Below are 13,540 nucleotides of genomic sequence, written 5' to 3' on the forward strand. Positions count from 1 at the left end.
TTAGTTACTACCCACAAAATTCAAGGTACTCTTTCCTAAATCTTTAGAAGTGGCTACAGCAATTCCGCGCTGATCTTTTTTATTTACGGCACAGTAAAAGTGATACACTACTCCTTTATGTTTTAGTACAAAGGATTTGTGCGCATATAATTCATCGTATTTTTCTGAGGACTGGATCAGGTTATCGCCCTGCCAATCGGTCCAGTTTACTAAATCCTTTGAGGCTGCAAAACGGTTAAATGCACCTTGTCTGTCTTGCCAGAATGCGCCAAAGTAAAACATCACCCAGGTATCCTTGATTTTTTGGATTACCCCATCGCCGGTAATTCCAACAGGATGATGCACCACAGGATTTTTACCAAAACGTTTCCACTGTTGCATATCATCAGAAACAGCCATACCAATGCGCTCGTACCATCTTGTTTTTTTATTGTTTGCTAATGAATCACCTACAGCATTGTAGTACATCACAAAGCGATGCCCGGTAAGCTTTTGTTTATCTTCGATTACAGTGCTTTTAAAGAGCTTATTTCGGTTGTCCCACCAGCTTACATCTGCATCGGCTGAGGTTAATACTGGCTGTGATAGTCTCGTCCATTCATGCACAACAGATGGTTTTTGGATGCTATAGGCCATTCCGATGGATAAGGGCTCGGTTTCGTATCCTTTTTCCTTACCACCGAAGTACGACATCCAATATTTTCCATCGAATTGCCCCAGTTTATAGGCTCCTCCCCAATCGGTACTCTGCAAAGCATTGTAACCAGCCTTCTGGTTATCATCCCAGTTCCCTTTATCTTCAAACGACATGAGTTTTCCCTGGTTCTCCCATTTCAAAAGGTCTTTGCTTCTGGCTAACCAGGTTTCATACCCCCTGCCACTGTAAATTAAATAGGTCATGTACCAGTATTTACCTTCTCTAAATATAGTCGGGCAATCCATTTTATGGTCGGTATCCTGTGGAACCATCACCAATCCATATTTATAGGGTGTTTTAACTTCCTGGTAAATATTTTCCATTGCTTCTGCCGAAACCGGATTTTTCACTTCCTGAGCAATGGCAGAAAAAGCCATTAAAGCACTGATGATAGTAACTGAAATCCCCTTCATATTAATTAACCTTAAATTTATAGTGTCCGGAACCTACTTCAATTTTTGCTCTTCCTTTTTCATCCTTTAAGCGCGTAAAAGGAGCTTTATTTTCTTCTTTTATATTTTGATTTACCTGGATTGGCAAATAGATATTCGCCCTTGTATTGGCCGGGATATCAACTGCAATTTCAAAGCTTTCATTAACCTTTTTCCAATCTGTAGCGATTAAGCCATGAGGCGAATTGTAAGTGGTTTTAGCCGATTTCAAATCACCAGCCACTTGTGGGTAAATGCGGATCTTATTAAATGCGATACCATCATCTTCCTGACTAATGCCTCCTACGCCACTGTAAAACCATTCCATTAAATGGCCTAACATAAAATGATTATTAGATACTGTAGGTAATGCTGCCCATGATTCGGTTAATGCGGTAGCCCCTTTTTCAATCTGCATCCCATAACCTGGAACATCAGACCTGCTGTTCATATCAAAAATCACGTCAGACCTTCCAGCATCTTCCAAAACCCTCAACACGTAACGGTAACCAATGTCTCCTGCCGTTAAGCTATTATTTCTGTCTCTGATGTCTTTTACCAGATTATCAACAACCAAATGCTTATCCTGATCGGCTACCAAACCCATAAATACCGCCATGGCATTAGCAGCCTGACTTCCAGTAGCATACTGTTTAGTTTGAGGATTGTAGAACTTATCGTTGAAAGCTTTGCTTACCTGAGCGGCAAGCTGCTCATACTTTAAAGCATCCGCTTTTTTTTCTAAAAGCGTTGCCATCTTGTTTAGTATGGTTAAATCATAATAGTAAATGGCTGTACCGGTAACGCCCATTGGGGTTAATTGCGAAACGCCTGGAGGTTTTGGCCCAAGGTCATACCAATCGCCCAATCCTTGTGACAGTATATGGTTATCGGCTTTGGTACCCAGATAACTGATATAACGCTGCATCATCGGATAGTAGTCAATGATCGCTTGCTTATCACCATACCATTGATAGAGGTACCAGGGCATTAAAATACCACTACTTCCCCATTCAGGTGAATCGCGAAACATATCTCCACCCCATTCAAATTTGACATATTCTGGCGCAATTTCAGGTATAAGTCCATTGTCAAGCTGCGAGTTTTTCATATCCTCCAGGGCTTTTTTGAACAAGGACGCTGCATTGTAATTGTACCTTACCGAACTACCCATGAGGTGAAGCTCTTCCAGCCAGCCTAATTTTTCACGATGCGGACAATCAGTAAAAACACTTACCATGTTGCTTTTTATTGCCCAGTCGATTAAATCATTTGTTTTATTGAATAAAGAGTTCGAACTGGTAAAAGTCCCAACCTTTTCTGCCGCATTTCTGATATGTAGGCCTTTTAATGCTTCAAGAACAGGAAGTGCCGAATTAGGCTCTTTTCCTGCCGGAACAGCTCCCTTAACCTGCACATAGCGAAAACCGGTATAGGTAAACCTAGGACGCCAGGTTTCTATGCCCTCACCTTTCAGTACATAGGTAAAGTAAGATGGACCGCCAATATTTTTCTGGGTAACACTACCATCTGCCTTTAACAGTTCCGCTGGGGTAAAGCGAACAGTATCTCCTTTTTTGCCGCGTACTTTAATCTCGATAATGGCAGATGCATTTTGTCCAAGGTCATACACCCAATCGCCACCGTTTACAGCACTGATTTTTTTTGCTGAAAAGTTTTCAAATATTTTAACCGGCTCTTCTTTTTGAGCTTTTAACGCAGGTCCATCAACTGTAAGTGCATTTTTCCATTTTAGATCACTAAATCCTGGTAAATCCCAGCCGTGCTGCTCTAAATTGGCATTATAATCTTCTCCCCCATAAATACTAGAAAAAGTAATGGCAGAAGGAGCTATTTTCCAAGTAGGATTGCTCAAAATATCTGCTGTAGTGCCGTCTGTATAAGTAATTTGTAGTCTGCAAATTAACTTAGGGTAGCCAAAGGCTGATTTCAACTTGCGATACCGTTCCTTTACCGGCGGAACATAATAAAAGCCATTGCCCAATAGTACGCCAATTACATTTTCACCTTGTTTAAGTTGCTTAGTTAAATCATAGGCTACATACAAAGCTTCTTTATCGTATTTCGTCCATCCCGGTGATAAGAAATCATCACCAACTTTTTGGCCATTCAAATGCATTTCAAAATGTCCTAAACCGGAGATAAATACCGTTGCCCGCTTAATCTCTTTAGAAACCCTGAAACTTTTACGGAACATCGGCAAGACATTATTGGCATTGAATTTATCCTTCTTACCATCTGTTGGAAGAATGTTGACATTGGTATCTGCTAATTTTTCATAAGCGATCCATTTGGCACCTTTCCAATCGGCAGCACTCCATAATCCCATCTGCCAGAAGGCTGGCTCGCTCCAGGTAGCTTGATTTTGATTATCCCATACCTTAACCTTCCAGTAATAAGCCTTGGTAGCCATTAATTTCTGTCCTGAATAAATTATTTGAAGAGACTGCGAAGTATTTACCTTTTTAGAATCCCAGATATTTCCTTTGTTTTGAGCTAAATCCCTTGCATTATCAGCAACCAAGATTTGATAAGCTGTTTGTTTAATATTGTGCTTAGCTGATTGAATTTTCCAGTTTAAAACCGGTTGTAGATGATCAATTCCGATGGGATTGCTTTTATAATCGCAGGTTAAATCTACAATCTTAATTTGTGCATGAAGCGAAAAGCTGGTCAGCAATAGTCCAAAAAAGATAATAAATTTGCTCATATACTCCTTAGCGGTTAGCTAATTTTATATCATTTACGATATAAATATTTGGTTTATAATTGGTTATCCAATGCAAAAATGAACTAGAATAATTACAATCTCTATTTCAGATCAATTCAGGTTAAACACCTGGGTTTAACATGAAGCATTAATTCAAATATAAATATTTTTTTTAAATATGAAAAGCTATATTATTGCATTAATTATTTAAATGTGTATTATGCAGATTAAGAAAGCATTTTGTATGTTTGAAATTGTAAAAAATACGCTACAACCAAATAATAAACCCATGAACGAGAAAGAATCGAAGTATCAGGCTCCTGCTTTGGATAAAGGGCTGGATATATTGGAGTATTTATCTGCTCAATCTATTCCCCTGTCGCAAACCGAAATTGCAGTAGGCATTGAGAAAACCCCTAATGAGATTTACAGGATGCTAATGAGTTTGGAAAGTCGCGGTTATATTTTACGTGATGAGGTTTCAGGAAAATACCGTTTGTCTTTAAAACTATTTTATCTTTCTCATCGCCACTCTCCTGTTGATGAATTGCGCAAAGCCGCACAATTCCCATTGGAGGACTTAGCCAATAGCGTACGTCAATCATGCCACTTGAGTATTTTATACATGAACCAGGTAATGGTGATTATTCATGCTAAAAGTCCGGGTCCTATTGCCTTATCTATTGAAGAAGGCAACTTATTCCCGCTGCCACTTACTGCATCGGGCAAGGTTTTGTTGGCTTACATGACGGATGCGGAGCGGAATAAAACACTTAAAACCAACGCCATTTTTAAAAAATACCCTAAGCCCAAACAGGAGGAATTTCTGTTATCATTGGAAGAAATCAGAAAAAATGGTGCATATCTCAGAACCAGCGATTTAGCTGCTGGTGTAACCGATATTTCTGTTCCTGTTGGGATAGCGAGTGATAATGGCATTATTGCCTGCTTAACCATCTCTATGTTAACTGCGTTAAATAACGACAAGAGCATTAACAATGAAGAGATTTTAGCGGAAGCGAATAAATGTGTTAAGAAAATTGAGCAAAGGATTGGGTTGTAACCATGGTTCGTGTGTCATGCCCCCATTAACAACCTCATTTTTTTACCAATGGTTCGTGACACACGAACCATGGTGAGTTTAACAAGTTATTTGATTATGGTCTGTGTGTCACAGACCATGGGGACCATATGTATATTTTATTTTATACTCCTTCCCTTTTTCAATCTTTATCTCGTATACACCTTTCCCTATTTCTGTCACCACAGCACCAGGAGCATTTGGCTTAGATTTACTTTTTAATTTTAAAGTGCCCATCCCGACCGCTGATTTCACTTTGATTTCTTTGTTGCTGCAATAGACTTCAATATCGCCATTAGGTGTAGGCACCTTACCTTCCATCCAGGCCAAACCGCCTAAATTAGGTTCAATGGCATAAGTTTTATAACCGGGTTTGGTTGGCTGAACGCCTAAATAATATCTTCCCAGCAAATAAATCGGACTGGCACCCCAGGCGTGGCACAAGCTTTTTCCAAAGGGCCTGCCATACATGGCTAAATGTTCTGTCCCTTTTTTATCTGGATTATATTCTTCCCAAAAAGAGGTTGCACCAAGCTTTAACATACCACCCCAATAGCTTTTCATCTCTTTAAGCACGTAAGATTGCTCACCCATGGCACATAATGCCTCCAATTCATAAAAGCGCATATAAGGTGTAGTGATTTTAGCCACGTTATCGTTTAAAAGCACATTCTTTTTTACCCCTAGCTTTTGATCCGCAGTAAAATAATCGAAGAAGATGCCAAACATGTTTGCGTAGCGCGTTACATTGTCTGTAGGTTTTCCCGCTATTCTGCTGTGCACCAAAGCCTGTTTATTGGCGTTCCAGTAAAGGTCAAAAAGCTTCTTTTTTAATGTTGTTGCTTGTTGATCATATTTCGCAGCACCATCGGCATCATTGGCCAGTTTAGCGCAAAGCGACATCGTTTCTAAGCTTCTGGCATATAAAAGCTGTTCGAAGCTCACTTCCCCTTCTTTACTCAATTTATCAGCCCAGTCTATGAATATCCAGTCGCCGGGCATCCATTCTAACAATCCATCTTTATTCTTTCTGCCATCAATGTAAGTCATTAAAGATTGCATTCGTGGGTAAATATCCTGTACAAATTTCTGATCGCCTGTGAATTTGTAGTAATCGTAAATCCCCAAAAACCAATAGAAAGAATAATCCATAATGGTGTTAATATGAGCCGTTACAGGATCCTTTCCACGCTGTGCCCATAATGTTCTTTTAACTGTTTCGGCATCAAAGAATGAATAATAATTCATCAGGTAGCTTTGGTAAGCATCTCCAGACCATACCCATCTGTCTCTTTTGATGCCATCGATGAAAAATTCGCGGGTGTTGAGGTGAAAAGTATACTTGGCTACATCATAAATTTTGTTCAACTCCTTATCAGATGACTTAAAACTCCCCTTTTCGGTTACGGGAGCATACTCATATAACATAGAGATAGAATCTGCTGCTACAGAACCCTCGTATTGTGCATTTACGTATCTGAAAGCCTTAGATAAGGGCATGATGGAGTCCTTTTTAGCGGATAGATCTATATCCAGATAGTCAAGGGTTTCACATTTATCTGTTGATAGCGCTTCTTCTCTGGATTCTCCATAATAAATACTCATTCTGCCCTTACCCCTCAATCCATGAACCTTAATAAATCCGAAAGTTTCTTTTCCAAAATCGGATAAAGTTCCCTGGTTTGCCTTTTCTATTTTCGTAGCTGCATGAGGGGTAACGGGCAATTTGAACGCAGATGGTGCAATTAAAGGGTCGGTAAAATGCCATGATCCAGCAGAAACAAAGGTTGTTCCCGATTTATCTGAGGTTTTACCACTGGCATCAATCCACTCCTTATCTTCAAAGGTACTTAGCCAGGTTTCATCAGATATCACGGTTTTTCCCTGAACAAAAATTGCAGGAACCTGGGCTTGATTATAAACCTTTAAACTTAATTTATGCTTCCCGGCTGGAATTTTAATGGTTTTCGGGAAACCGGAAATGGCTTGACCGTCTATTTTTACATTGTAGGTACCTTCTACATACAACTTAACTTCTTCTGGTTCGGTTAACGTAAATTCCTTGTGAAAATCGACCAAAACATAATGACTATCCATCTTCCAAAAGACAGGAAAAAAAGATCCTCTTTCAGTCCTTCTGTTTTGCATCACATTGCTCATGTAGATATCAAAATCGCCAGGGTACCAAATCCAGGAAGCCTTTTGAGCTTGTGCCTGGTCTACAAATAAACTTGCTGCAAGTGCCAGAAAAAGGCAAATTCTGTGTTTCATACAATTAATGTCCGTTAAAGAAAATATAAAGTAAAACCATTACAATGGCTAATGCAATCCAGGAAATCCATACTGTGCGATCAGGTTTTTCAATGTTGGCCTGATGCGATTCATTAACCTGATAAACACTAGGTGATCGATCCAGGATAGAAATCACTACAGCGAGGAACAACAAAACCATAAAGATCAGGAAGGAAAGAATCAAATAATGTGGCCAAAAGCCAAATTTATCTGGTGGTAAAATCCATAAATAGGTTATTCCAACCCCCAAACTAAAAATGGAGCCGATGGAAAGTGTAAAATTAACGGCTTTCCTGGTGGTTTTTTTCCAGAATACCGTCAGTAAAAACACCACAGAAAGCGGTGGCGCAATAAAGCCTAAAACCGATTGAAAAACATCAAAAAGATTCAATCCTTTAATGTTATCAATAGCAAGTACAACAATTACTGCAAAGATGCAGCCTGCTACAACAGCCAACCTGCCTACCTTAACAATTTGCTCATTGCTGGCAGTGGGGTTGAACTTCTTTACATAAACATCCATGGTAAAAACCGTACTCAGTGAATTTAATGAAGATCCAATTGTTCCCACTAAAACGGCAATCAGCACCACAATCACTAAACCATTCATTCCTGGCGGAAAAAGATTCGTAACCATGGTCATGTAGGCCTCATTAGGGTCTTTCAAATTGGGGAAAAGCACGTAACACAATATTCCCGTAAGGATGAATAAGGGGAGTGAAAGTATTTTTAACCAGCCAATAAAGCTCACTCCCAACTGTCCCTGTTTTAAATTTTTGGCTCCTAAAACAGATTGAACCATAGATTGATCGGTACAGAAAAAAGCGACTGCAGCTACCGGATAACCTAGTAAAATGGCGTACCAGGGATATTTAGGATCGCTGGCTGGCTGAACTAAGTTCCAGAAATGCGATGGCGTTTTTTGGTATAATTCGGCTATTCCACCTACTTTGTACAAGCCCAATATGGTTAGTGAAAGCGATACCGCAATCAGTAAAATCATCTGAAATACATTTACTTTGGCAATGGCTTTCAATCCACCAAAAAAGGTAAACAAACCTGCGAAGGCAACCAATACGGTGACCGATTGCCACATAGGGATACCCAAAATCTGACGAACTAAAAACCCTCCGGCGAATAAGCCCAAAGATAGCCAGGAGATCAGAATTTTAACCAGGGCATACCAGGCCAGGATATTTTGAGTAGAGTCGCCATAGCGATTCCCCATGAATTCGGGCATGGTACTTACTTTCGCCGCTAAGTATTTGGGTGCAAAAACGATGGCAAGCAAGAATAAAAAGATAAATGCATACCAATCAAAATTTACCGCCACAATACCAGTGGTATAGCCTATACTGGCAAAGGCAAGTAACATGGAAGGCCCCACATTGGTGCCCCACATATTAAAGCCAATACTTGCCCAGCCTAAAGATTTATTAGCCAGAAAGAGATTCTCATCCTTTTTTTCGCCTTTCGAAAAACTGGCTTTGTAACCAATGAATACCAAAATAATGACATATGCTGCCACGATGAGGTAATCTAAACTGGTTAAACGTTCTATAATGTTTCCCATTAGTTATAATTTGACCCATGGCGCGTGGCACACGCGCCATGTATTGCTTTTTACTTTGATTGTTCGTGACACACCTACCATGAAATATTCATCTTGCTGCATCCTGAGTGAAGGATCCGGGGTATGGACACGCGCCATGTATTGCCTTTTGCTTTGATTGTATATTCTCAAATGGTTTCTATGTCACAAACCATGATTTACAGGCCAATAGACTCCCTGGTAATGCTATTCGCGTTCAAAATATCATCTATTTTTACAGGCAACCCTGTTTCTAAAGATTTATCCATTGCCTGAAGCAAGGCCACAGTGCCAATGCCTTCCTTTAAATCGGGGTAGGCGGTAAAGTTGTTGTTGATGCTATCGGCAAAGTAATCCAGGTAGTTTTGATACTCTCCGGCATGGTGACTTTGGCCTTCAAAACGGAAATAATGTTTTAAGGTAGCATCTCCCCAACGAATGATACGCTCTTCGCCGGTATTGTCTGTTATGGCATAACGTAATTCATGATAATCGGCCTGACTTGCGCCCTCAGTACCCCTTAGTATGCAGGACATACCGCTATCTCGTGCCGTAGGTTGCGTAGGACCGGTGTAAGCACCACTCACCCTGGCAATCCTGCCATCTTTAGCTTTGAAAATGAAATGCATGGTATCCTGATTTTTCAAACCAGCACTTTTCCCATTACTACTAAGCATGCCATAGCCCATTACCTCTTCAATATCAGGCAAATACCAGCGAATAAAATCTGCCGGATGGCTTAAGCCGCCATATAGCCATTTGAAGGATTGCTTTAAGGACCAGCCTTTTTCTAAAAACCAGCGGTGATCTGCGTGATAATGACTTTCTATGGTGATCAGATCCCCGATTAGGCCTGCATCAAAATCTTTTCTTTGTCTCATGGCAGGTTCAAAAAAGCGTGAACTCTGACCTACAAATACCTTTTTTCTGGATTTTTTGCCTAATTCGAGCAGTTCATTGGCCTGAGATAAATCATCGATAAAAGGTTTGGTGCAAACCACATGCTTTCCATGCAATAAGGCTTGTTTGATGTGCTCAAAATGCAGGTGATCTGGTGTGTAAATCGCAATCATATCGATCTTATCACTGGTTAACATATCCTCATAATTGGTGGTCCAGTTTTGAAAATCAAATTCCAGTGCACGTTCCTCGCAAAGCTTTTTATTGGCATCGCAAATCTGAATCAATTTGAATTTTCTACTCGATAATGATGCAGAAATGGTGCTTCTGCCCTCTCCTAATCCTAGGATCCCTAATCTTAACATGGTCATATTTTTTCTAAGCGTTTTATGGTTAGTTTAATGGTTTAAAGAAAACCCAAACTTCATCGGGTTTTGTTCCTGCAATGCCTTCCTGGTATTTCTTCATGAGGGCATTCCATTCGTCTACTTTTGGGTTATTTGCTGTGGTTTTCGGATTAAGCTCATCCAGGCTTTTTCCTTTAGGTATACTGATAATCAGCATCAATTGCCGATCGTTTTTATAAATCACCAATTGCTGAAATTCTGCGTTACAGAAGCCTTTTGATAGTTCTGGCCACTTTTCGAATTGGGTTTTATGATAATCCAGGTATTCGGACTGTAGTTTTTTATCTTTAACCAGATTTGCCGATAAAATGATGTTGTCCCATTCTTTCACAGGTTCTAATCCGCAATTTACCTTTCTGTTGAAATGATAAATCTGATCTTCATAAAGTTTAATGGCGGTTGGATTTAATCGTTTCAGGGTTTGCTGCAGGCTTTCCACTTTTAAGTTGGAAGTATAGATAACCAGGCGATTACTCCAGTTAAAAATATCGGTGGTTTTAAGATTATTTTCCTGTGCAAAAGTTTTTAAGGTGCCCGAATCCGGGATGCTGTCTGCATGGAAGATCAGCTCAAAAAATACAGGCTTAGCAATAGCAATATTGGTTCCTCTTTTTGAATGACTTGCTTTATATTTTTGCAGATATCGATGAGCAGGGCTTAAACCAGCATTTTTTCTAATGGTTGATGAAACATTTGCCCCATTGTCCTTCCATATATTATCTGGCCCATTGGCATTTTGCAGGTATTTTTCATTAGGTGTCCAGTTATCCTTAATGGTGAAACCCGATGAGCCTTCATCAGTATAAAGATAGAACCAATGTTCTGGAAGATGTGCATAAGGTGCTTTGTAGATACTATCGACAACATTTTCTGTGATTTGGGAACCCGGCTGCGCGGAAAGGGTATAAATTCCGGCCACATCGTACATGTGCTTGCCGTAATGATGAATTTTATTTCCCTTTATGATGTTGTTCGCCATCACATTTTTGGTTTTGGTCCAGCCCCAACCCATGCTAATGCCCGAATAAGAAACATCACTAATTTCATTGTGAAGAATCTTCAGTCCATTCACATATCCGGCACCAATACCTACTGCACCCCAATCCTCATTAGTTACATCTGTGATGAGGTTATTTTCAATATTATTATCTTTAGACACTACCCTTAAATCTTTAGGTAGATAAGGCAAATGTACTTCCGTTGATTCATCTGAGAATGTACCCATCAAAATCCCAGAGCCACCGATGTCTTTAAATAAATTACCTTTGATGGTGTTATTATGCGTTCCTTTTCCATAATCCAGGCCGGTTGAAGCGTGATGTTCAAAGCTACAGGATTCAAAATTAACCTGATTGGCATACTGAATTTCAATTGCTGCTGCAGGCCGACCCACCCAAGCCTGGTTTTCTAAATTCTTTTTATCTGCTGTGCCGGGTACTTTAAGTTTATAGGCATCAAGCATGTACATTCCTGCCTGATGCGGAACATGCCCTTGCTGAGCCGGTCTCAACCAGCTGCTGTGCTCAAAGGAAATGCCTTTAAAAGTGATATGAGACACGGGATGATCTATGTTCCCCTCTACTTTCATTAATTGCGTTAAAACCGGTACAATAACCTGCGCATGGCTCAAATTTTCTGTTGCTTTTGGCCAATAATAAAGTTTATGATTTTTCAGGTCTTCAAACCATTCTCCGGGTTGATCTAAAAATTGGATGGAATTGTATAAGTTAAAGGCAGAATTCCCTGTTTTTTGGGAGAACCAGGGTGCTGGCCAGGGGTGTTCAGACTGGATTCTGCTTTCCGGTTGCATAAAATACAATTCTGCCTTTGTTTTATCTATTTTAACAGACTTTACCCGCAGGTTGGCTACAGCCCACCATTGGTGGATCAGCATTTCAATGCTGTTGCTTTCGTTTAGGTTTATGCCTTTGGGTAAGGGAATGGCACAAGTTTGTTTTTCCGTATTCCAAGATAAAATTCTACCCATTTCATCACCATTAAAATATTTCGCATTAGTAGCCTTTTCACCATTAATCCAAAGTTGCCTGAAAAGTAAGTCAACACCCCCATAGTTAGGTATATCTGCAACCCAAATCTTCCCTACTGCATTTTTCGGTAAGCCAGGGATTTTTCCTGTTACTTTTTTCCATCCTTTAATTTCCGTTCCACCACTAAAAACCACCTTTTCATTATCATGGGCGACGATTTCTGTGGGGCTCTCTTTACTTCCTGCATCCTCAGGACGAATAACAATCGGTTCGTCCAGTTTGTAAAAGCCTTTTTTAATGATAATCCGCACTCCGGTTTTTACAGCAGGGTCATTTAAACGACGAAGCTCCCGGGCTTTTCGCAATGCAGCATGTAATGAGGCTAAAGGCTTTTCTTTGGCACCTGTGTTTGTATCTGCGCCGTTTGTAGCAACATAAATATCTACCGCATGAGCTTGCAGGTAACATAAATTTATTAATAACAAAAGCGTAATACTTAACTTCTTCATCTTAAAGGGTTACTGGGCTTGAAAAATTGATTTTAGGTATGTGGTATTGGCTGTAAAGTTTCTTCTTACGTCTGTTGGTGTTTGGGCATCTCTTGAGCGTTCTACCACCAGCCATCCCTTCCAACCCATATCATCTAGTGTTTGTTTAACTTCTTGTAAATTAATTTTGGGATCGTTCTGCAGCCATACACCGTCTTCATTTGTGCTGTGAATCTGGATAATGTGCTTCTTACCTAAAATCCTTAATTCCTGATGTAAATCTCTTCCGTTTTTTAAGGCATTAGAAAAATTGAAATAGCTTTTAACGGCTTTACATCCAACTTCCTGTAGCAATGCCAACTCTCCTTTTGCATCTAAAGCGCTTTCAATTCCGATAATAACGCCTGCTTTGGAAGCCATTTTACCAGCAACTTTTAGTCTTTCAATAATGGCTCCCCGGAGTTCGGGATACTTAATTAAATCGCCCTGAATACCTAATGGAAGAAAAACCACCTTTACGCCCATCGACTTTGCCGTATCCAGGCAGTCCTGAATCATTTTTTGATAAGTTGGGCGGGTGGCAAAAGATTGCGCGTAAAATCCAGTCATGGCTAAAGAACAGATTTCAATATTTAACGCCTTGGCCTGATCTAAAAATTGCTGTCTGGTGATTGGGTCTGCGAGCTTATTATCAAATGTTTCCCGGTTCCCTAAGCCGCCCATATCCAGTTCTAACCCATCGGCTCCAATTTCTTTGGCCAAGGGAAAAGCGCTAATTTTCTGTCTTTTGAGGATCATGAGGTCAATCACTGCCACTTTGTAGCGATTTCTCTTTTCAGCTGCAAATAACAATTGATTTGGCAGGCATAAGCTGCCTGTTACCAAGGCCAACTGCCCTATAAAACGCCTCCTGTTTTGATTGAACTCCATCAGC

8 protein-coding genes are annotated in these 13,540 nt (G+C 40.1%); 1 reads left to right on the top strand and 7 read right to left on the bottom strand.

Translation table 11 applies throughout. The features are described 5' to 3' along the window. Entirely contained in the window at window positions 1-1,110 is a 1,110-nt protein-coding gene (locus tag BMX11_RS03130) for a glycoside hydrolase family protein (RefSeq protein WP_090881298.1), read from the bottom strand. Between the two features lies 1 nt (window position 1,111). Next, window positions 1,112-3,859 carry a family 78 glycoside hydrolase catalytic domain gene (locus tag BMX11_RS03135; protein ID WP_090881301.1) on the bottom strand — a complete coding sequence of 916 codons (2,748 nt, stop codon included), beginning with the start codon at window positions 3,857-3,859 and terminating at the stop codon, window positions 1,112-1,114. 220 nt (window positions 3,860-4,079) lie between these two features. Here BMX11_RS03135 and BMX11_RS03140 point away from each other — a divergent pair, with 220 nt between their 5' ends. Then, window positions 4,080-4,922 (top strand): IclR family transcriptional regulator, encoded by an 843-nt coding sequence (locus BMX11_RS03140; protein ID WP_245738564.1) that lies wholly within the window; start codon window positions 4,080-4,082, stop codon window positions 4,920-4,922. Between the two features lie 108 nt (window positions 4,923-5,030). Here BMX11_RS03140 and BMX11_RS03145 read toward each other — a convergent pair whose 3' ends face one another. The 5 genes from BMX11_RS03145 to BMX11_RS03165 all read right to left on the bottom strand — a co-directional run bounded on the left by BMX11_RS03145 (window position 5,031) and on the right by BMX11_RS03165 (window position 13,536). Further along, the gene (locus BMX11_RS03145; RefSeq protein WP_090881304.1) at window positions 5,031-7,211 is read right to left on the bottom strand and encodes an alpha-L-rhamnosidase-related protein; all 2,181 of its coding nucleotides are present in this window, start codon (window positions 7,209-7,211) and stop codon (window positions 5,031-5,033) included. Between the two features lie 4 nt (window positions 7,212-7,215). Beyond that, window positions 7,216-8,805, bottom strand: coding sequence for a sodium:solute symporter family transporter (locus tag BMX11_RS03150; protein WP_090881307.1), 1,590 nt, complete (start codon window positions 8,803-8,805; stop codon window positions 7,216-7,218). Window positions 8,806-9,002: 197 nt separating this feature from the next. Further along, window positions 9,003-10,088: a Gfo/Idh/MocA family protein gene (locus BMX11_RS03155; protein ID WP_090881660.1), complete on the bottom strand. Its 1,086-nt coding sequence runs from the start codon at window positions 10,086-10,088 to the stop codon at window positions 9,003-9,005. Between the two features lie 28 nt (window positions 10,089-10,116). Further along, on the bottom strand, window positions 10,117-12,627 hold the full coding sequence (locus BMX11_RS03160) for an L-rhamnose mutarotase (RefSeq protein WP_090881310.1): 2,511 nt from the start codon (window positions 12,625-12,627) through the stop codon (window positions 10,117-10,119). 9 nt (window positions 12,628-12,636) lie between these two features. Next, a complete protein-coding gene (locus BMX11_RS03165; protein ID WP_090881314.1) occupies window positions 12,637-13,536 on the bottom strand; it encodes a sugar phosphate isomerase/epimerase family protein in 900 nt (299 codons plus the stop codon). Window positions 13,537-13,540 lie beyond the last annotated feature (4 nt).

This window comes from Pedobacter rhizosphaerae (assembly GCF_900111155.1).
Taxonomy (GTDB): domain Bacteria; phylum Bacteroidota; class Bacteroidia; order Sphingobacteriales; family Sphingobacteriaceae; genus Pedobacter; species Pedobacter rhizosphaerae.